Source organism: Agromyces aurantiacus, from assembly GCF_016907355.1.
In the GTDB taxonomy this organism is placed as follows: domain Bacteria; phylum Actinomycetota; class Actinomycetes; order Actinomycetales; family Microbacteriaceae; genus Agromyces; species Agromyces aurantiacus.
The window spans coordinates 1,268,808-1,288,872 of sequence record NZ_JAFBBW010000001.1 but is presented as its reverse complement, the minus strand read 5'-3'; the positions used below and the strand labels follow the sequence as shown (position 1 = coordinate 1,288,872).

The window sequence follows — 20,065 nt, the reverse complement described above, 5'->3', positions numbered from 1 at the left end:
GCGAAGAACCCCGCTGTGGTGCCCGGATCTCGTGCAGAAACGGTGCCTTCCGCCGGAGGCGGAGGCACCGTTTCTGCGCGAAGACGCGGGCGTGCGGGGTGGGTGGGGTCAGGCGGCGTCGGCCAGCGACACCGTCGCGTTCGGCACGGATGCCACGACGAACTCGCCGTCCGCGGCATCCACCTGCACCGCCTCGCCGTCGCCGAGGGCGCCGGTGACGAGGAGGTCGGCGATGCGGTCGTCGATCTCGCGCTGGATCAGCCGGCGCAGCGGGCGAGCACCGTACTCGGGCTCGTAGCCGCGCTCCGCGAGGAGCGCGACCGCGGCATCCGTCACCTCGAAGCCGATCTCGCGAGCAGCGAGGCGAGCGGATGTCGCACCCAGCATGAGGCGCACGATCTGCGTGATCTCAGACGAGGACAGCTTCTGGAACAGCACGATCTCGTCGATGCGGTTCAGGAACTCCGGCCGCATGGCCTCGCGCACCTTGCCCATCACGCGGTTGCGCACGTCGTCAGCAGAGGAGAACCCCGAGCCATCCGTCGACGCCACGAAGCCGAGCGCACCCGACCGCGACGCGAGGAACTCCGAACCGAGGTTCGAGGTCATGATGACCACCGTGTTGCGGAAGTCGACCGTGCGACCCTGGCCGTCGGTGAGGCGCCCGTCGTCGAGCACCTGCAGCAGCAGGTTGAACACGTCGGGGTGCGCCTTCTCGATCTCGTCGAACAGCACGATCGAGTACGGGTTGCGCCGCACGCGCTCGGTGAGCTGGCCGGCCTCGTCGTACCCGACGTATCCGGGAGGGGCGCCCACCAGTCGCGACACGGTGTGCCGCTCGCCGAACTCGCTCATGTCGAAGCGGATGATCGCGCCCTCGTCGTCGAACAGCGACGACGCCAGCGCCCGCGCCAGCTCGGTCTTGCCGACGCCGGTCGGCCCGAGGAACAGGAACGACCCCACGGGCCGGCGCGCGTCGCCCATGCCGGTGCGGTTGCGGCGCACCGAGCGGGCGACAGCGGTGACCGCGTCATCCTGCCCGATGACCCGGGCGTGCAGCTCGCCCTCGAGGTTCGCGAGGCGCTCGCGCTCGCCCTCGGTAACCCGATTGACCGGGATGCCGGTGGCTCGCGAGATCACGGCGGCGATCTGCGGCTCGTCGACGGTCGTCGAGGCAGCGGTCGTGTCATCCGACATCGAAGCGGATGCCACGGCACGGCCCTGCGCGGCCGCCTTCTCGGTCGCCTCGTCGAGTCGCTCCTGCACCTTCGAGATCTCGTCGCGGATCCGCGAGGCCTCCTCGTAGTGCTCGGCGCGGACGGCCGCGTTCTTGTCGGCCTCCAGGTCGGCCAACCGCGAGATCAGCGCGGAGACGTCCACCTTCACGCCCAGCTTGAGGCGCAGGCGCGCGCCGGCCTGGTCGATGAGGTCGATGGCCTTGTCGGGCAGCACGCGGTCGGTGAGGTACCGGGCGCTGAGCTCGACGGCGGCGCGCAGGGCGTCGTCGGTGTAGGTGACGCCGTGGTGCTCCTCGTACGCGGGGCGCAGGCCCTGCAGGATGAGCACGGAGTCCTCGATCGAGGGCTCCCCCACGCGAACCGGCTGGAACCGGCGCTCGAGCGCGGGGTCCTTCTCGATGGTGCGGTACTCCTTGAGCGTGGTCGCACCCACGAGGTGCAGCTCGCCGCGGGCGAGGCGGGGCTTCAGGATGTTGCCCGCGTCCATGCCGCCCTCACCGGCACCACCGGCGCCGACGACCGTGTGCACCTCGTCGATGAACACGATGAGCTCGCCCCGGTGCTCGGCGATCTCCTCCATCGTCTTGGTGAGGCGCTCCTCGAAGTCGCCGCGGTAGCGCGTGCCGGCGAGCATGCCGGGCAGGTCGAGGGCGACGACCCGCTTGCCGAGCAGCGCCTCGGGCACGTTCTCCTCGACGATCGCGCGGGCCAGGCCCTCGACGATCGCGGTCTTGCCGACGCCGGCCTCGCCGATCAGCACGGGGTTGTTCTTCGTGCGGCGGCTGAGGATCTCGATGGTCTGCTCGATCTCGTCGGCGCGGCCGATCACGAGGTCGAGCTCGCCGTTCATGGCGCGCTCGGTGAGGTCCATGGCGAACTTGTCGAGCATGGGGGTGGCGCTCTCGTCCGTGGGTCGAGTAGGCGCGCCAGCGCCGTATCGAGACCCGTCACCCTCAACGGACGCCTCGGTGGCGACATCCGCGCCGATGCTCTGCGCCAGCGCCTCGGCGGTCACACCCGCACGCTGCAGCACCTGCCCCGCAGGCGCATCCTGCCCCAGCACGAGCGCGAAGAACACGTGCTCGGGGTCGATGTACGTCGACCCGCTCGAGCGTGCGACCTGGTACGCGTGGAACAGCGCGCGACTCGCGCTCGGCGTGATCATGGCCGAGTTGACGTCGGCGGTGTCGGATGCCGCGGGCAGCCGCGCCTCGGTCGCCGTGATGATGCGCTCGGGGCTCGCGCCGACGCGCGTGATCGCCTGCGCGACGGACTCGTCCTCGACGATGACGCGCAGAATGTGCAGTGCATCGAGCTCGGTCTGCCCGCGCTCGAGCGCGAAGCGTCCGGCGCGCTGCAGGATGCTCTGGGTGCGCGAGGTCAGGAACCGGCTGAGGTCGATCGACCGCGCCTGCCTGGCCTGCTCACCCGCGAGGTAGCGGGCGAGGAACTCGTCGAACGAGCTCGCGCCGGCCTCGTTGAAGTTGTCGGGCACCTAGGTCCTCCTGGGGGAACTTGAGTTGGGTACGCTCAAGTTCAACGTCGCCGAGACGGCGGTATTCCCTGCATCAATCGGCGGAGCCTTAACGCCCATGGGGTCTGCTCCCCAACGGCGTCGGGTACCAGTCTCCATATCGAAACTCGGCACTCGCGAACTGCTCTCCGTGCCTGCAGTTCGAAGGCTTGAGCGCTTCGCTAAGGAGTGATTGGTCGCCGCTGGAGCGCCCCTGATGAAAACCACTGCACTAGTGGCACCGCTAGGAGCACGGCAGCCTCCGCTTCCTCCGGCGTCGGGGTGCGGTATCCGTTCCCACCGTGGCGAGACTCCTGCCCCTGCCAGAGCCCGCGCGCCATTGCCACTGGCACCGTCGATTCCGACGTCGAGAGCGGAAGGACCCAATTGCCTTGACTTTCCATGTCACGAATCATCGTGCCCAGCGTCGCGCGCCCATTCCTGGGCGAGACCACACTCGCTCCGGCCTCTTCGACAGCCTTGATGGCCTTCTCGTATGCCTCCTCGGGGTTCGGGCTCCTGCCGAAGGCGGCGTGCCAAGCCTCGGACAGGAGGGCACCCGCCGTCGAAGAAGTCGCCATGACTGCCTCGGCCGCGTCAACGACACCCTGCGGGACGCGTCTCTCCAGCCCTGCATTGCCAGTTCGTCTACCAACGCGCCACTCCGAGCCGCCTGCTCGCAGAAGCGCTTCGAGTCGTTCGCCATTATCGGCAGACGTGACAAATAGCAGGAAGTCAAGGAGCGCGAGTCGCTCGGCCTCGTCCAAACGCTCCCAGAAGTGTTCCGGGCGGTGATTGGCGAACTGGGGTTGGTGGGGCGGGTGATTCCTCATCGCAACGTCCCAAGCGGCTAGGAAATCGGGCCGTATCGAGCCGTTGCGTCGGTCGACGATCCGGTCCGTCACCCACTGCAGGACGGATACCTCGACCCAGGGCGGGATGCCCGGGACGAGCGCCGAGTGCTCAACGGGATCGACGTTGGGAGGAAACCATGCCATGCTGCCATTCTTTCGTAGACACGGACGCCGTTGTTGCGCGCGAGCCGGTCGGCTTCGGCGGCGCGTAGAAGGCAGAAGACGGGACGACTGCGCTCCGCTGCGTTGCTCTTGGTTTGGATTGACAGCGACCTCATTGGACAGCACCGAGCGGTCGCGAGAGCCTCGAGAACAGGGTGGCGGCGGGGAGCGGCTGGTCCCGTTGAGACTGCAAGACAGCGGCAGATTTCCACAACCCAAGCACCATGACTGAAGGTCGTCGTGCTCCACTATGGTGAGCCGAGAGACCGAAAGGCGGAAGCGTGGCGATCACGATTGCGATGTTCAACAACAAGGGCGGCGTTAGTAAGACAACGACCACCTTCAACCTCGGATGGATGCTTGCCGAACGCGGCCACACGGTGGTGATGGTCGACGCCGATCCTCAGTGCAACTTGACTGGCATGGTTCTCGACATCAAGAAGGAAGACGCGCTAGACGTCTTCTACCAGGAAAACCCGGGACGTAACCTGCGCGATGCACTCGAGCCAGCGTTCGCCTCGAGGCCGAAGCCGCTCGAAGCCGTGGATTGTGTCGAGGTGGACGGAATCGAGAACCTCTATCTAATTCCGGGCCACGTCGGTCTGGCTGAGGATGAGGTATCGCTCGGCATCGCTCAGCAGCTGTCCGAATCCGTGCAGGCTCTGAAGAACCTTCCCGGGAGCTTCCGCTTTCTGTTCGACAAGACCGCAGAAAAGTATGGCGCGGACTATGTCCTTATCGACCTGAGCCCGGGTCTCGGGGCGATCAACCAGAACCTCGTCGCCACCGCAGACTACTTCATCGTCCCAGCGAGCCCGGACGTGTTCTCCGTCATGGCGCTGGAGTCCCTAGCCCGGGTTCTTCCGCGGTGGAGCCGGTGGGCCGAGAATGCTGCGCGTCTCGATGCGCTGACCAGCGCTGACTACCCGTTCCCGGAGCCCGACCTGAAGTTCCTCGGAACGGTAATCCAGCGGTACCGACTGAAGAGCGGAACGGCTACCGAGGGGTTTCGGGCCTACTTCGACGAACTGGACCAAGAGGTGGAGACCGTTCTGGCGCCTGCCCTTGATACTGCAGGCCTACTGCTTCCTGAGGCTAAGTACAAGGAGGCAGGTATGGATGGTTCCCTGAGATTGATCAGTATTCCGGACTTCAACTCCCTAGTTACCAACTCCCAGCAGGCTCGAAAGCCGGTCTTCGCGCTAACGAAGGAAGATACCGAGAGTCGCGGTTTCGTCTGGGACACCCAAAAAGCGAGCATCGATTCCTTCCACCAGCTGTTTTCCGACTTGGCCGAGCGAATCGAAGTGCTAACTAGCTGATGCCGACCGCGCGACTCTCCCACTTTGAGACTGACGCGTCACGTGCCCGCGATGTGGTCGCCTTAGGTCAGCGGATTGGCACGTTGACCGTCGGCCGCGTCGATGCGTCGGACATGTATCGTGCGGGACTGGTACAGATTGTCTCGGCCATGGATCACTATTTCCATGGGGTGGTGCTAGATCGCGCGGTGGACCTGATGCTCGGACGGCTCACATCGACTTCGACTTCGACCAAGGTCGGCGTTTCTTTTGACGCGGTTCGGCAGATTCTCGCGACCGCCAGTTTGGCCGACCAAGAACTGGCTGCTCGCACACATGTCTCCCAATGCCTGGCACTAGAGACTTTCCAAAAGCCGGATGACATTGGCAGCGCTCTGTCTATCGTTGGCATCCCGAAACTTTGGAGCACAGTCTTCGGCAACGACGCGGGTTCTACAAAGCTCGCTCTTGGCTTGATTGTTACGCGAAGGAATCGAATCGTCCATCAATCTGACTCGGACCCGCTTACCCCTGGTATGGTGACGCCGCTTAGTGATACGGATGCTCTGGGTGCCATCGACACCGTCACCGCGATCGTTCGTGATATTGACGCAATCCTCTGAGGTCGGCAACTGACGCTTGAACAGTGCGCCCGGTGCCGAAGCACCTGGAATTTTAGTTACCACCCGTCCAGTCCTAGTCACGAACTGCCCCCATCCGGCGTTCGGGCCGGCATCGAGGCCGCGGCATCCCCGTACCTCCCGGCGCCGCGGCGACCCCGCGCGGCACCGGCTCCTACGCCTGCTGTGCGCGGGCACGCCCGTCGTGGCCGACATTCGAGTCGCCAAAGCGGCGGCGCAGGTCGGCGCCACCGGCACGCCCGAGCACGTCATGAAGTCCGGCTCTGAAGCCGATGGCGAAGGGTACGCTGACGTTGACGGTTGACGTACCGAGCCAAGACCTTGGCGCTATCCGCCGGGCCATCCTCGACCTTGATGACTATAAACCGCTCAAGCAATTCAGCCGGAACTGAACGGGCTGCGTGGCACCTGACGCGATGACGGCGGGTTCTGGCCCCGTCTCCGGTCTCGGCCGCGGCATTATCCGCTCACTAGAGTTCTTCGGCCGCATCCGGCAAGCTTCCGCCCATGGACTTCCCAAACGCAGGTGAACCGTACCGGGTGTGGCTGGATGGTGGGCCGCTAGACGGCGAAAAGCGAACGCTCATCTCTGAAGGTGGTTTGAATCGGGTCGCTGAATTCCAAGTGGCTGACACTACCGTCCGCTATTTGGGCTCCGGCGATGGCCACGATGCCAACGGGCAACAGACCTGGCGGTACGTCTACGTCGAGTGACACCTTGCCAAGGTCTCGCGTTCGAGGTCATCCGGGAATGCACGCGGGGGCGGGTGCCCAAGGCTGGTCGGGCAGGCCGGTGTGCGTAAACCGCCATTGAGCGCGCATCGGTTGAGCTAGCCTCGGCTCGTGATCTTCGCTCACCCTCATCACCATCATGTTCGCCCGACCGAGGCGTATGACTGGCCGAGCCTGATCGTCAACGCCATTGCCGCTCTGGGGACAGTTGCCGCGGTGGTAGTGACGCTTGTTCTCGCATACCGCGCGTGGAATGCTGACCGGCTCAAGCGAGCCGCAAACGAGGCCGCGCGGCTCGAGGCACAGGCGCTTGAGCTTCATCCCGGACCCGGAAGAATGTGGTGGCTAATCCGTCGGCACGAGCCCGCCGTCAGGGTCACGTGGGCTGTTCGCATGCGGTTCGTTGAGAAGGCACCACAGGCTGGAGCGGAAGAATCGGATCAGCCGGATGGTGATAGCGAAGAGCTGATTCAGAAAGAGAGCTGGCTCATCGGCGATGATCTGTTCACTGGGACCATGCACGGATTCGGGGTAGGGCTTCGGGTCGGTGACTATGTCGAGGTTCATTGGACGGAAGCTGGCGGCGCGACCTACGCCAATGGCGTGCGAATCAGAGACCCCAATGAGGTTCACTACATCGCCAACGGCCAGAACGGGCATTAGAGCGCGTCCCTGCGCCTGGGAGCACGCGAACGGCGGATCCTCCTGCTGGCGCATGCTTTCGCTTCGGCTCGGATCCCGTTTTCCCGCGGCATCCGGAACCGGCCCTAATCGAGTATGCGCTGTCAGAGCGCCCCTGTCGCCGCCGTCTCTCGCACCCGCGGCCCGCCGTCGAACACGAGCAGCCGATCGGCGAGCTTGTCGACGAAGAACCGGTCGTGCGAGACCACGATCACCGCGCCCGGGAAGTGCGTGAGCGCGCGCTCCATCACCTGGGTGGAGGTGATGTCGAGGTGGTTGGTGGGTTCGTCGAGCACGATCACGGCGGCGCCGGAGAGCAGGCACTGGGCGATCGCGACGCGGGCACGCTGGCCGCCGGAGAGGGTGCCGATCTTCTGCTGCAGGTCGGCCTCCGAGAACTGCAGCATCGACAGGAACCGGTTCACGCTCTTCTTCGTCGCCGTGAACGCCAGCGAATCCGGGTACGCGTTCACCGAGTGCCCGACGGTGTCGTCCACGTCCAGCTCGGCGTAGACCCGGTTGTACGAGACGAACCTGACGCCCTTCGCCCAACGCACCGTCCCGGCATCCGCTTCGGTCTCACCGGTCAGCACGTCCAGCAGCGTCGACTTGCCCGACCCGTTCGAGCCGACCACCGCGACCCGGTCGCCGCGCTGCAGGTCGAACGAGAGCCCCTCGAACAGCGGCGTACCGTTGAAGCCCTTCGCCAGGCCGGTCACGGTCAGCAGGTCGTTCGAGACCCGCAGGCCGTCGTAGATGCCCGTGATGATCCGGTCGATCGGGCGCGGCGCCTGCCGCTTCTTGATGTCGGCCAGCCGGCGCGCGACCGCGTTCGACGGGTTCCGGGCCGCCTCACGGCGGGCAGCGGATGCCGCCTGCTCGTACGCCAGCAGCTCCTCCTCGTGCGCGAACTGCCGCTCGAGCATCTTCAGCCGCGACTGCTTCGCATGCACGTACGCCGAGTAGTTGCCCTCGTACTCCTGCAGCCGGTAATTCTCGATCTCGATGATCCGGTCGACCACCCCGTCGAGGAACTGCCGGTCGTGCGACACAACCAGCAGCGCGCCGGCGAACCCCTGCAGCCAGTTCTCGATCCAGCGCACCCCGTCGAGGTCGAGGAAGTTCGTCGGCTCATCGAGCAGCAGCACGTCGGGCGCCTGCACCAGGATCAGCGCGAGCGCGGCCCGGTTGCGCCATCCGCCAGACAACCGGTCGACCGGCAGGTGACGCCGCTCCTCGTCGAAGCCGAGGCTCGTGAGCACCGTGTCGATGGTGTTCTCGTACGTCCAGCCGCCGATGCGGTCCATCCGCTCGAACAGCTCGCCCTGCTCCGCGAGCAGGCGGCTCATCACGGCATCCGTCATCGGCTCGGCCAGCGCGTGGCCGATCTCGTCGAGCCGCGCCTGCGTCTCGTGCACCTCGGTGAAGTGGGCGCTCAGCGTCGCGTACGTGCTCTGCTCGCCGTCCAGCTCGGAGAACTGCGAGAAGTACCCGATCGTCGTGCCGAGCGTCACGTCGACGGTGCCGCCCGACGGCTCGCGCCGCCCGAGCACCAGCTCGAGGAACGTCGTCTTGCCCGTGCCGTTCTTGCCGATCAGCCCGACCCGGTCGCCGCGGCGCAGCCTCAGGTACGCCTCGCGGAGCACCGGGCGCCCGTCGAACTGCATGCTGACGTCGTTCAAGCGGATGAGGCTCACGGGGGTCCTTCGGGGGGGGTGCGGGCCGGCGGCCGGACTCGGCCAACCCTACCCGCGGGCGACCTCACGGTGCGGAGGGACGTTGACCGCGGAGTTCCCGAGCGGCAATACGAAAACGTAGTCATGACCCATTGACTACGAAAGTGTAGTCGTATAGTTTGACTACGAATTCGTAGTGGAACGGAGCCCGCTCATGAGCTACCGCGGTCGTGTGCCCAACGCAGAGACCCTCGGCCTCATGCTCCAGCAGGGCCGGCTCGCGCGCGGGCTGAGCCAGCGCGAGCTCGCCGCCGAGCTCGGGCTCACGCAGCGCTGGGTCTCCGAGATGGAAGCGGGGAAGCCCGGCAAGCTCACCGAGCGGCTGTTCGCGATGCTCGAGGCGACCGGCGTGCGGCTCTACGCCGAGCTCGACGAGCCGGCCGGCCCGGACGGTGGCGACGGCAATGCCTGAGCTCACCGTCGAGCTCTACGGCCATGAGGTCGGCCGCCTCGTCGGTGCCGACTGGCGACGGTTCGACTTCGAGGCATCCGGCAGCGCCATCGAACGGTTCGGACTGGGAAGCACCCAGCTGTCGACCTCCGTGCCGTTGGTGCCGTTCGGGAACCGTTCGCAGGTCGCGCGGCGACGCAACTTCTTCGCCGAGCTGCTCCCCGAGGGCGACTTGCTCGCCGACCTCGCGGCGCAGGCGCGCCTGCCCGAATACGACGTGCTGGGCTGCTCGCCCACTACGGCCGCGACGTCGCCGGCGCACTGCAGATCTACGACCCGGCCGCGCCCGGCGAGCCGCGCACGCCGTTCACCAGTCCGATCGACGACGCCGGCATCGGCCGCCTGCTGCAGAGTCCCGCCGCACTCCCCCTCGGCAACGACCGCGCCACCGGCAAGACCTCGCTCAACGGCGTGCAGCCGAAGGTCGTGCTCGCCCGCATCGACGACGGATGGCACCGGGTGCATGACGGCTTCCCGTCGACCCACATCCTCAAGCCCGAGGTCGCGCGGTACCCGACGATGATCTTCGACGAGGAGTACGGCGCGCGCATCGCCCGCGTGCTCGGCCTCATCGAGTACGACACGTGGATCGAGGAGTTCGGCGACATCCGTGCGCTCGTCATCGAACGCTACGACCGGGCCACGGATGCCCCGACCGGGCGGGTGCACCAGGAAGACCTGTGCCAGGCGCTCGGCATCCCGCGCACGCAGAAGTATCAGGAGCAGGGTGGTGACGCGTCGCTCGACCGGTTCCACTCGCTGGTGCGCGCGCAGGCCGGGCGGGACTCGGTCGAGCGGCTGGCCCGGATGGTCGTGCTCGCCGTCGCGATCGGCAACGTCGACCTGCACGCCAAGAACCTCGCGCTGCTGCATCCGTTCGACGCCCCGACGACCCTCGCGCCCGCCTACGACACCGTGCCGCTGCGGCACCAACCGAACGACGGGCGGATGGCGTTCGCCGTGAACAGCGTGTACCGGCACGCCGATCTCACCATCGACGACCTCGAGACGCAGCTCGGGTCGTGGTCGGCGGCGGCCGGCGGGCTGGTGCGGCCGACGCTCGAGCGGATCGCCGCCGTGATCGACGCGGAGACGCCGCATCCCGCCGCGTACTCGGGGCTGCGGCGCGACCTCGCCGGGTTCGTGGCGAACCTCCTCGCGGGCCGACCGGTGGGGTCGCCAGCGGTCTAATGCGCGGCATCCCGTCCGCCCATCGCGGCCGCACCGTCACGCGAGCGGACGGATGCGGGCGCGGACCCAGGCGGCGACCTCGTCGAGATCGGCCGCACCCGCTGCGACCTCGCGGAGGAACCTGTCGGCCTCGGCCACGTCATCGACCACGAGGTCGAGTTCGTTGAGCTCGAGGAACGCGACGGTCGCGAACCAAGCCAGCCGCTTGTTCCCGTCGGCGAGCGGATGGTTGCGCATCAGCGCGAGCAGGAGCGCCGCGGCCTTCTCGTCGAGCGTCGGGTGCACCTCCTCGCCGAACACGGGCATCGGCGCGGCAAGAGCCGAGAGCAGGAGGTTGCGGCCCCGGGCGCCGTCCTTGAAGTGGAATCCCTCGTCGTCGAGCAGTGCCTCGACGTCCTCGGGGTCGAGGTACTCGACCTCGCGTCCCGCGCTCACCGGGCGAGACGCTCGAGCAGTTCGGCGTCGCGGGAACGGACGCGATCGAAGGCCGCACGCGTGCGGGCGGACTTGTCGGCACGAGCCGCGAGGTCGTCGAGCGCGATCTGCACCACCTCGGTCTTCGAGCGCCCGAACTTCGCAGCCAGGACCTCGAGGAGCTGGTCGTGAGCCTCGTCGAGTCGCAGGGTCATCGCCATGGCGCCGTCCTTCCGTCGACCACCATCGTACCGTTTGGTATCAGGGTGATACCAGAGTGCGGGAGGCGCCGATCGAGACGGCACGGCGGATGGGGAAGATCCCCTGCCGCCCTGCTGCGTTCAACCGGCTGAGCATGTTCGAGCCCGTCAGGCCCCGTCGGGCTGCCAGGCCGGGCCGACCCCCTCCGGGTAGAGCCACTCCCGCTCGGCGGACTGCTCGGCGGCCACGTCGAGGAAGCCGGCGACCGCGGGGGTGAGCGGCTCGTCGCGCCACGCGATCGACCACGGGTAGAGGGGCTGCAGCTCTTCGGGGCGGTGGATCGGCATGCCCTTCTGGCGGTAGCGGAGCGCGTACGACTCGAACTCGAGGAGGTACGCCGCATCCGTGGACCGACGCATCCGTGCCAGGCAATGCTTGAACGTCCCCGGGTTGCCGAGCCAGCGGAACGACGTGCCGAGACGGTGCTCGAGGGCCGCGAGGTACTGGCCGTGGACGTTGAAGAGGGCCGACCCCGTCGGATCCCCGAAGACCTCCAGCGGGCGGTCCCAGAGCGAAGCCGCCTCCGCCGCCGGGTCCCCGGGCCGGCCGACGAGCCAGAACGGCTCGAGGCGCAGCAGGCGGTGCGACCACCCGCTGGGGTGATCGGCGGTCATGGCGGGCGTGACGCGGAGGATCGCGACATCCAGCTGTCCGTTCAGCAGCGCGTCGAACTGGCGACGGCTGTCCATCGAACTCGCGATCACCGGGACCGTCGGGAACCGCTTCGCGAAGGCGTCGGCCACGACCCGGCTCGCGTCGAGATCGAAGATGTGCGCGATGCGGATGCCGCGATCGTCCGGACGCGTCATCCGCTCTGCCTGCGCGATCAGCACCCGCGAATCGCGCAGGAATCGCACGCCCTCGGCGGTGAGCGCGACGTGGCGGCTGTCGCGTGCGAAGAGCCGGAAGCCGAGGTCGGACTCGAGGCGGCGGATCTGCTTCGACAGCGCGGGCTGGCTGATGTGCAGCTTCGCCGCGGCGCGTCCGAAGTGCAGTTCCTCGGCCACGGCGACGAAGTAGCGCACCGATCGCAGATCGAGGTCCATCCGCTCCTCCTCCCCGAAGCGTGCCCGTCCTCCGCGATCCATGCAAGACCGGTTATCGATCTGCGTCCGATCGGTCTTGGACGAGACGGATGCGGCGGGTGTGTGCTGGTCCTGTCCCCCGAGTACAAGGAGCCTGATCATGGCCGAGAACCGTCCCGTCGTCTTCATCCACGGCCTGTGGCTGCACGCCACGAGCTGGGCGCCGTGGGTCGAGGTGTTCCGCGCAGCGGGGTACGACCCCGTCGCCCCCGGATGGCCGAACGAGGCCGAGACCGTGGAGGGCGCGCGCGCGAATCCTGATGCCGTCGCCGACCTGGGCATCGACGAAGTCGCCGCCCACTTCGCGGAGGTCGTGGGCCGTCTCGGTGACGAGACGATCCTGATCGGACACTCGTTCGGCGGCCTGATCGCGGAGAAGCTGCTCGGCGAGGGCATCGGCGCCGGGGCCGTCGCGATCGATCCTGCGCAGATCAAGGGCGTGCTGCCGCTGCCGCTCGCACAGCTGCGGTCGGGCTTCCCCGCGCTCGGCAACCCCGCCAACCTGCACAAGTCGGTGTCGCTCACGAAGCCGCAATTCCGGTACGGGTTCGGCAACGCCGTCAGCGAGGAGGAATCGGACGCGCTGTACGACCGGTGGACCATCCCGTCGCCCGCCCGGCCGCTGTTCCAGGCCGCCGCGGCGAACTTCCAGATGCACTCGCCGGCCGCGGTCGACACGAAGCGCCATCCGCGTGGTCCGCTGCTGCTCATCTCCGGCACCGCCGACCACACCGTTCCCGATGTCGTCACGCGCTCCACGCTCAAGCAGTACCGGGATGCCATGACGGTCAACGAGCTCCAGCAGTTCGAGGGGCGCGGCCACTCGCTCACGATCGACAGCGGATGGCGCGAAGTCGCCGACGCCGTGCTCGCGTGGCTCAAGGCCCAGGGGCTGTGACATGGATCTCGCGCTGGACGGCGCCGTCGCGATCGTCACGGGTGCCGGCCGGGGCATCGGGCTCGCGGTCACCTCGACGCTCGTCACCGAGGGTGCACGGGTGGTCGCCGCTTCCCGCACGCTCACGCCGGCGCTGCTGGAGCTCGCGGAGCGCGGGGCGGTGGTGCCGGTGGCCGCGGACCTCACGGATCCGGCCGTCGCTGCAACGCTCGTCGAGCGGGCGGCGGGGCTCGGGACGCTCGGCATCCTCGTGAACAACGTGGGCGGGGTGCGCCCGCGGACGGGCGGCTTCGCGTCCGTCAGCGACGAGGAATGGATGGGCACATTCCAGCTCGACGCGCTGACGGCGATCCGGATGACGCGAGCCGCCCTGGCGCCGATGCGGGCGGCCGGCCGCGGCGCCGTCGTGACCGTCGCGTCGGTCAACGCGAAGCTGCCGGATCCCGCCGTCATCGACTACAGCGCCGCGAAGGCCGCACTCGTGAACTTCTCGAAGGCGCTGTCGAAGGAGGTCGGTCGAGACGGGATCCGGGTCAACACCGTGAGCCCGGGGCCGGTGGCGACCGACCTCTGGCTCGGTGATGGCGGCGTGGCGGCGACGTTCTCGGCGGCGGCCGGTGACGGGGCGGGGGCGGGGACGTCGCGGGCCGACGTGGTCGCGGGTGCCGAGGCATCCATGGTCACGGGCCGGTTCACGACGGCCGAGGAGGTCGCCGCGCTCGTCGCGTTCCTCGCGAGCGACCACGTGGCCGGCAATATCACCGGAGCGGACTTCGTCATCGACGGCGGGCTCACGGCTGAGCTCTGAGACCCCGTCCGGAGCTGGGGCCGACGGGCCGAGCGCCCAGGCCATTTCTCCTCCACAGGCGTCCGTTCGGGCGATTCATCCACAGGCAGAATCCCTGATCGTCGCTGATTTCTCGTGCGATCGGATGTCAGTGGGTGCCTGCAGGATGGAGTCATGGAACAGCCCCCGCGACTCGCACCCGACGCCCCGGCGGCGTCATCGGTGTCGGGCGCGCCTGGCGCGCTGGTCGCGCTCGAGCGCGACGTGGCGGCGCTTCGCGAGGCGTGGGTCGGCGCCATGCCGGCGTGGGGCGCCATCCGCGGTTCGGCGCAGGTCGAGGCCGAGCAGATGAGCGATGCCGGGCTCATGCAGGTCGTCGACGCGCTCGCGAGGGTACGGCGCGATGTCGATGCGGCGTTCGCGCGGGTCGCTGCCGAGGTCGCCGCGCGGTCCGGGCCCGAGTTCGGCGAGGTCGGGTTCGCGAAGGCGCACGGCTTCCATAATCCGGTGCGGCTCGTCGCCGCGGCCACCGGCGGGTCGCGCGCCGACGCGCAGCGACTGATCGCCGTCGGCGTCGCCACGGCCGAGCGGCAGACCTTCAGCGGTGAGCGGACGCCGGCGCGGGTCCCGCGGGTGGCTGCCGCGCTGCAGTCGGCGACGATCAGCATCGAGGCGGCATGCGCGATCACGACCATGCTCGAGCGAGCGTCGGTGCGCGCCGAGGCCGATAGGGCCGAGGTCGTGGAGCGCGCCCTCGTCGACCTCGCCGCGCGCGTGCCGCTCGAGACCCTCATGCGCGGCGTTCGCGAGGCCGAGGCGCGGCTCGACCCCGACGGGGTGGAGCCGCGGGAAGACGAACTCCGAATGGAGCGCTCGCTGACGATGCGCGAAGACCGGCGCGGTGTGGTGCATCTGCACGCGCGGCTCGATCCCGAGAGCGCGGCACCGGTGAAGGCCGCGATCGAGGCGCTGGTCAGCGACGCGCTGCGACGACGTCAGCCGGGCGAGCCCATGGCGGTCGTCGACGATCACCGATCGATTCCGCAGATCCAGGCCGACGCGCTCGCCGCGCTGGCCCGCCACACGCTCGGCTGCACCCAGACGGCGCCACCGCTCGCGAAGACCACCGTGGTCGTGCGCATCGACCTCGACGCGCTCGTCAGCGGGCTCGGGCACGCGCGCATCGACGGACTCGACCAGCCGATCTCAGCGGCGACCGCCCGCCGCATGGCCGCCGACGCCGAGCTCGTTCCCGCCGTCCTCGGCGGCGAGAGCCTGCCGCTCGACCTCGGACGAGCCGCGCGCCTCTTCACGAAGGCGCAACGGCTCGCACTCGGCGAGCGCGACGGCGGCTGCGCCTCCTGCGGGCAGAACATCGGCTACGTCGAGGCGCACCACATCGACTGGTGGGAACGCGACGCCGGCCCGACCGACCTCTCCAACGGGGTGATGCTCTGCAGCTTCTGCCACCACATGATCCACCGCGACGGCTGGCAGATTCGGCCCGGACCGCGAGAGATCTGGTTCATCCCGCCACCGCACATCGACCCCGCCCAGGCGCCCCGCCTCGGCGGCCGGGCGCGGTTCGAGCTGCGCGACGCCGCGGCGGCATGACTTCGCCTGCATGATCTCGGCCCTTCGCGTCGGTGCGGGAGCACGACGCCGGCATCCGCGGCGACCACCGCGGCCGCGCACCGAAGAGCCGCCCGCCGTCGACCCACGCCTCGTGCACCACAGCGGCGCCTTGACGCAGACGGACGGCCGAGCGACCGGCCGGCTCCATTCAGATCGCCGGGTTCGCGAGCGCGCTGGCGATGTCGTCGGCCACGAGGTCCGCGTTGAGCGCGCCGGCGACGAGCGAGCCGAGTCCCAGGGAGACCGGGACGTTCGAGCGCGGATCGACCACGTTCCCGACCGCCCATACTCCCGGCACCGAGGTGCGCCCATCGTCGTCGATATCGACCCACGATCCGGTCGTGCCATTCGTGGTCGCCGCGCCGAGCGACCGCAGCAGGGCATCGCGCGGGCGCAGCGTCGGCCCCGTGAAGACCACGCCGACGGCGACCGTGCGCCCGTCGACCGCCACCGCGGTCGCCCGGTCGCCATCTGAGTGGATGCCGGTGACCCGGCCCGGCTCGACCCGGATGCCGCGCCGCGCGAGCGCCACCACCTCGTCGGCCGACGGTGTGCCGACCACGTTCGAGAAGTAGACGACGCGGTCCGACCACTGTCGGAGCAGCTGCGCCTGGTCGACGCTGCGAGGCGAGGTCGCGATCACGCCGATGACGTCCATCCGGTGCTCCCAGCCGTCGCAGTACGGGCAGACGATGACGCCCTTCCCCCACTGCTCCCGCATCCCGGGGATGCTCGGCAGCTCGTCGTCGAGTCCGGTCGCGACGAGGAGGCGACGGGCGCGGAACGTTCCGCCCACAGCATCCACCTCGATCTCGCCGCGATCGACGCGCGCTGCCCTGACCTCGCCGCGAACCAGCCGCACGCCGTACCGTGCCGCCTCGGCTCGGCCGAGCTCGAGCAGCCGGAGCGGTGACAGCCCGTCGTGACCGAGCACCCCGTGCATGTGCGCGGCGGTCATATTCCTGGGCCTGCCCGCATCGACCACGACCACACGTCGACGCGCACGACCGAGCGACACCGCGGCGCTGAGGCCCGCAGGCCCTCCGCCGACGATGACGACGTCGGCTCGTTCCCGGACGGATCCCGTGCTGGCCTTCACCCCCTCCCCGCTCGCGTTCAGGGTCATGGGCAGGCGAGCACGGGAACCAAGACCCGCATCACGAGCCGTCCTCGAACAGCGCGACGAGCTTGTCGAGTTCGCCGTTCCATCCGCCGCGGTGGTCCTCGAGGTGCGCCGCCGGGTCGGCCAGGTGCTCGAAGCCGGTCTCGACGAGCGTGAGCCGGGTGCCGTCGGGCACCGGCTCGAGCGTCATCGTGAACACGGTCGAGTGCTCGGGCGCCAGCTCCGCCGCGCGGTCCTGCGGCGCATCGCCGCTGGCCCAGCGGTAGGAGACCATGCGCGGCTCGTCGATCGCCTCGATTCGGATGGGCACGACGTGGTCGCCCGCGAAGGTGAGCGTTCCGCGCGCACCGGCGCCGGCCCCCTCGAACGCGGCCTGTCCGAACCAGGCGGAGATGTGCGCGGGGTCGGTGACCGCGCCCCACACCTTCTCGACGGGAGCGTTGATGTGCACGCTCCGGCGCACGGTGAACGCGCCGTCGTCGATCACGGCGGCGGGGTTGTCGGTCATGCGGTCCATGGTGTTCCTTTCGTGAGGTGAGTGCAGTGGGTCGGGTGCAGGATGCGGATGCGTCGGCCGACGCGCGCCCGCGGGCGCGCTCATCGGTCGGCGAGCGAGGCGGGGACGGATGTCGCGGCGGCCGGCTTCAGCGCGCTCGTCGCCCACGCGGCGGCGACCGCGGCCACGGCGATGACGGAGGCCGCGAGCACCGCGAGCTGGACACCACCGGTGTCGATCGCCACCCCGCCGGCGAACGCGCCGAACGCGATGCCGGCGTTCACCGCCGAGGCGGGGAGCGACGACGCGAGCGGGGCGCCCGGCCCCGCGAGCGCTACCACCCGGTGCTGGATCGACGGCCCCGTCGCCATCCCGAACAGCCCGATCGAGAAGACGGCCGCGCCGACGAGCCACGGGCTCGACCCGAAGAGCAGGAGCACGACGAGTGAGACGGTCACGCCGATCGCGCCGACGATGAGGGCCCGGGCGGCGTTCGCGTCGGCGAACCGTCCGCCGGCGAACGATCCGATGGCCGTCGCGGCGCCGTAGGCGAGCAGGTACGGGGTCACCGCGGGCCCCGCGACATCCGTCACCTCGCCGAGGAACGGCACGAGGTACGTGATGGCCGCCAGCATCGCGGCGAAGGTGAGGGTGCTCACGGCGAGCACGGCGAGCACGCGTGGTGCGAACGCGTGCCGGGCCTGGCCGAGCGCTCCGCTGCCCGCCGGCGTCGGCACCGAGGGCAGCACGATTGTGGCGAGGCTGAGCACGAAGAGACCGGCGATGACGACCGCGACGAATGCGCCGCGCCATCCCACGGCCTGGCCCAGCAGCGTCCCGAAGGGAACGCCCAACGCGCTCGACATCGCGAACCCCGTGATGATCACGGCCATCGCCCGACCGCTGCGTTCCGACGGAACGACCGCCGTCGCCGACATCATCGCGGCCGCGATGAACAGCCCCTGCACCGCCCCGATGGCGACCCGGGCGACGACGAACACCGCGTAGTCGGCGCCCAGCATCGCCGGCAGCGCGTTGGCGACGACGAACGTCGCCAGCGCGGCGAGGAGCACGCGGCGCCGGTCGAACCGGGTCGTCAGGAACGTGAGGAGCGGTCCCCCGATCGCGAGGCCGAGCGCGTTCGCGGTGAGCAGTGCGCCCGCCGCCGGAACCGAGACGGCGAGGTCGGCGGCGATCAGGTCGATCAGGCCGACCACGAGCATCTCGGCGCAGCCCATCACGAACGAGCCGGCGAACAGGACGGCGAGCACGGGTCGCGGGTTGGGGGTCGGGGTTGGTGTCATGGTGGTCTCCTCGGTTGTGGCAACCCAAAGGTTGCACAACCGCCGAGGGGAACGCAACCCCGAAGTTGCAATTCGCCCGATGACCCGGCGCGCGGTGGTGGGGCAGACCGCAGCCACCGCAGCACCGGTCCGGCGCGACCTACCCCGCCGCGCCCGGGCGGTCTCCGTCGGGCGCGAGCACGCCCGCCTCGCGCTCGGCCCAGGCCGCGAACGAGGTCGCGGGGCGACCGAGCACCCGCGGGACGCCGTCGCTGACGTACGCGTCAGCCCCGGAGCGGATGCCGCCGAGCATCGCCATCCGCCATGTGACGTAGCCCTCGGGCGTGCCCGCGGCGCGCAGGCGCTCGACGTGCTGCTCGGGTGACTCGTCGGCGAACGCGATCTCCCGCCTGGCGGCGCGGCCGAGCAGCGACACGGCCTCGGCGAAGTCGACCGCCTCGGGTCCGGAGACCTCGACGATCTCGCCGTCGAATGCCGGCTCGGTGAGGAGCGTCGCGGCGACCTCCGCGACATCCTCGACGTCGACGAACGGCTCGGCGCCATCGCCGACCGGTGCGACCACCCTGCCGTCGACCGGCACGAACATCGCCTCGGTGAAGTTCTGGGCGAAGTGCGACGGACGCACGATGCTCCACGCCACGGGCCCGTCCTGCAGGGCGCGCTCGGCACGGTCGACCGCGCCGTCGGGCAGGAACTCGACGCCGCGCGCCGAGAGCAGCACGGCGCGCTCGACGCCCGCGGCGGCAGCCCGATCGAGCAGGTCGCGCAGGAGCGGCGACCAGTCGGTCGCCGAGCCCGGGCCGACGACGAAGACGGCGCCCGTCCCGGCGAGCGCGGCGTCGTACGTGTCGGGATCCCGCCAGTCGAACCGGACGTCGCCGCCACTGCGGCTCGCGACGCGCACGCGCTGACCTCGCGCGAGCAGCGCCCGCGCGAGGCGGCTGCCGACCTTGCCGGTCCCGCCGATCAGCAGCACGGGCTTCAGGTCGGCGGAGTCGGGGAGCTGGGACATGGGGTTCTCCTTCGTGCGGGCGCTGCTGCGCCATCCGATCTGGATGTCGCCCAGGCGTGCCGACGCCTCCGTCTGGACCGTCGTCGCGGGTGGATCGGCGCTCGCACTCGCGACAACCGTCGTGACGCCCCGGCGATTCCCGGACGACGCCGGGCAGGACCTCAGCCGATCGAGTGGACGACCGTGGTGAACTGCCAGTCCACGGTGCTGTGGTCGATGGCGGCGTGCACGGGCGACCCGGCCATCTCACCGGTGATGCCCTCGGCGCCGCGCTCCGCGTGCTCGATGCTGTCGTAGGCGACGATGTCGACCACCATGCCGTCGCCGCGCTCGACGATGCGCCGCCACTGGAAGCCGGGCTGCCGCTGGAGGTACTCGTCGATGTCGGCGTTCGCGGCGACGAAGTCGGCCGCGGTCAGTCCGGGCGCCGGACGGAGCGTGGTGATCTCGAGGATCTGGGGCATGGGGTTCGTTCCTTCCACGATGGCCGCCCGCACGGCGGCCCCATCAACGATGGACCCGCACGGCCGATCGCGGAAGGCCGCCGCAG

The 20,065-nt window shown here is 69.3% G+C and carries 20 protein-coding genes; 9 read left to right on the top strand and 11 right to left on the bottom strand.

Annotated features, from left to right (window positions below):
- Nucleotides 1–108: 108 nt before the first annotated feature.
- Both JOD46_RS06150 and JOD46_RS06145 read right to left on the bottom strand, forming a co-directional pair.
- Complete coding sequence (locus JOD46_RS06150; RefSeq protein ID WP_204392521.1) at nucleotides 109–2,733, bottom strand: ATP-dependent Clp protease ATP-binding subunit; 2,625 nt, start codon at nucleotides 2,731–2,733, stop codon at nucleotides 109–111.
- A gap of 200 nt (nucleotides 2,734–2,933) precedes the next feature.
- A complete protein-coding gene (locus tag JOD46_RS06145; RefSeq protein WP_204392519.1) occupies nucleotides 2,934–3,749 on the bottom strand; it encodes a hypothetical protein in 816 nt (271 codons plus the stop codon).
- 299 nt (nucleotides 3,750–4,048) lie between these two features.
- Between JOD46_RS06145 and JOD46_RS06140 the strand changes: the two genes are divergently transcribed.
- From JOD46_RS06140 to JOD46_RS06130, 3 genes are all read left to right on the top strand, one after another.
- Nucleotides 4,049–5,089, top strand: coding sequence for a ParA family protein (locus tag JOD46_RS06140; protein WP_204392517.1), 1,041 nt, complete (start codon nucleotides 4,049–4,051; stop codon nucleotides 5,087–5,089).
- Nucleotides 5,089–5,691, top strand: coding sequence for a hypothetical protein (locus tag JOD46_RS06135; RefSeq protein ID WP_204392515.1), 603 nt, complete (start codon nucleotides 5,089–5,091; stop codon nucleotides 5,689–5,691). The genes JOD46_RS06140 and JOD46_RS06135 overlap by 1 nt, the downstream gene beginning before the upstream one ends.
- An 861-nt stretch (nucleotides 5,692–6,552) precedes the next feature.
- On the top strand, nucleotides 6,553–7,104 hold the full coding sequence (locus JOD46_RS06130) for a hypothetical protein (RefSeq protein ID WP_204392513.1): 552 nt from the start codon (nucleotides 6,553–6,555) through the stop codon (nucleotides 7,102–7,104).
- 122 nt (nucleotides 7,105–7,226) lie between these two features.
- Here the strand turns inward: JOD46_RS06130 and JOD46_RS06125 are convergent, their stop codons facing one another.
- The gene (locus JOD46_RS06125) at nucleotides 7,227–8,819 is read right to left on the bottom strand and encodes an ABC-F family ATP-binding cassette domain-containing protein (protein WP_204392511.1); all 1,593 of its coding nucleotides are present in this window, start codon (nucleotides 8,817–8,819) and stop codon (nucleotides 7,227–7,229) included.
- A 175-nt stretch (nucleotides 8,820–8,994) separates the two neighbouring features.
- Between JOD46_RS06125 and JOD46_RS06120 the strand changes: the two genes are divergently transcribed.
- From JOD46_RS06120 to JOD46_RS06115, 3 genes are read left to right on the top strand one after another with little or no spacing between them, the layout of a single operon-like run.
- Nucleotides 8,995–9,270 (top strand): helix-turn-helix domain-containing protein, encoded by a 276-nt coding sequence (locus tag JOD46_RS06120; protein ID WP_307834929.1) that lies wholly within the window; start codon nucleotides 8,995–8,997, stop codon nucleotides 9,268–9,270.
- Nucleotides 9,263–9,832, top strand: a complete 570-nt coding sequence (locus JOD46_RS18895; RefSeq protein ID WP_307834928.1) for a HipA N-terminal domain-containing protein — start codon at nucleotides 9,263–9,265, stop codon at nucleotides 9,830–9,832. Before JOD46_RS06120 ends, JOD46_RS18895 begins: the two co-directional genes overlap by 8 nt.
- Nucleotides 9,721–10,500: a HipA domain-containing protein gene (locus tag JOD46_RS06115; RefSeq protein WP_307834927.1), complete on the top strand. Its 780-nt coding sequence runs from the start codon at nucleotides 9,721–9,723 to the stop codon at nucleotides 10,498–10,500. Before JOD46_RS18895 ends, JOD46_RS06115 begins: the two co-directional genes overlap by 112 nt.
- A 36-nt stretch (nucleotides 10,501–10,536) precedes the next feature.
- Here JOD46_RS06115 and JOD46_RS18500 read toward each other — a convergent pair whose 3' ends face one another.
- The 3 genes from JOD46_RS18500 to JOD46_RS18785 form a co-directional block, all read right to left on the bottom strand.
- Entirely contained in the window at nucleotides 10,537–10,935 is a 399-nt protein-coding gene (locus JOD46_RS18500; RefSeq protein ID WP_204392509.1) for a type II toxin-antitoxin system death-on-curing family toxin, read from the bottom strand.
- Nucleotides 10,932–11,135 (bottom strand): DNA-binding protein, encoded by a 204-nt coding sequence (locus JOD46_RS06105; RefSeq protein ID WP_204392507.1) that lies wholly within the window; start codon nucleotides 11,133–11,135, stop codon nucleotides 10,932–10,934. The genes JOD46_RS18500 and JOD46_RS06105 overlap by 4 nt, the downstream gene beginning before the upstream one ends.
- Before the next feature lie 147 nt (nucleotides 11,136–11,282).
- Nucleotides 11,283–12,221, bottom strand: a complete 939-nt coding sequence (locus JOD46_RS18785) for a LysR family transcriptional regulator (RefSeq protein ID WP_204392505.1) — start codon at nucleotides 12,219–12,221, stop codon at nucleotides 11,283–11,285.
- Between the two features lie 139 nt (nucleotides 12,222–12,360).
- On the opposite strand from JOD46_RS18785, the gene JOD46_RS06095 reads away from it, so the two are divergent.
- From JOD46_RS06095 to JOD46_RS06085, 3 genes are all read left to right on the top strand, one after another.
- The gene (locus JOD46_RS06095) at nucleotides 12,361–13,158 is read left to right on the top strand and encodes an alpha/beta hydrolase (RefSeq protein WP_204392503.1); all 798 of its coding nucleotides are present in this window, start codon (nucleotides 12,361–12,363) and stop codon (nucleotides 13,156–13,158) included.
- A 1-nt stretch (nucleotide 13,159) separates the two neighbouring features.
- On the top strand, nucleotides 13,160–13,966 hold the full coding sequence (locus JOD46_RS06090) for an SDR family NAD(P)-dependent oxidoreductase (protein WP_204392501.1): 807 nt from the start codon (nucleotides 13,160–13,162) through the stop codon (nucleotides 13,964–13,966).
- A 153-nt stretch (nucleotides 13,967–14,119) separates the two neighbouring features.
- Nucleotides 14,120–15,559: an HNH endonuclease signature motif containing protein gene (locus tag JOD46_RS06085; RefSeq protein WP_204392499.1), complete on the top strand. Its 1,440-nt coding sequence runs from the start codon at nucleotides 14,120–14,122 to the stop codon at nucleotides 15,557–15,559.
- Nucleotides 15,560–15,728: 169 nt separating this feature from the next.
- Here the strand turns inward: JOD46_RS06085 and JOD46_RS06080 are convergent, their stop codons facing one another.
- From JOD46_RS06080 to JOD46_RS06060, 5 genes are all read right to left on the bottom strand, one after another.
- The gene (locus JOD46_RS06080) at nucleotides 15,729–16,706 is read right to left on the bottom strand and encodes an NAD(P)/FAD-dependent oxidoreductase (protein ID WP_204392497.1); all 978 of its coding nucleotides are present in this window, start codon (nucleotides 16,704–16,706) and stop codon (nucleotides 15,729–15,731) included.
- A gap of 31 nt (nucleotides 16,707–16,737) precedes the next feature.
- A complete protein-coding gene (locus JOD46_RS06075; protein ID WP_239562600.1) occupies nucleotides 16,738–17,211 on the bottom strand; it encodes an SRPBCC domain-containing protein in 474 nt (157 codons plus the stop codon).
- A gap of 89 nt (nucleotides 17,212–17,300) precedes the next feature.
- Entirely contained in the window at nucleotides 17,301–18,503 is a 1,203-nt protein-coding gene (locus JOD46_RS06070) for an MFS transporter (protein WP_204392493.1), read from the bottom strand.
- Between the two features lie 139 nt (nucleotides 18,504–18,642).
- Entirely contained in the window at nucleotides 18,643–19,515 is an 873-nt protein-coding gene (locus tag JOD46_RS06065) for an NAD(P)H-binding protein (protein ID WP_204392491.1), read from the bottom strand.
- Nucleotides 19,516–19,676: 161 nt separating this feature from the next.
- Nucleotides 19,677–19,979 carry a hypothetical protein gene (locus tag JOD46_RS06060; protein ID WP_204392489.1) on the bottom strand — a complete coding sequence of 101 codons (303 nt, stop codon included), beginning with the start codon at nucleotides 19,977–19,979 and terminating at the stop codon, nucleotides 19,677–19,679.
- Nucleotides 19,980–20,065: the final 86 nt, after the last annotated feature.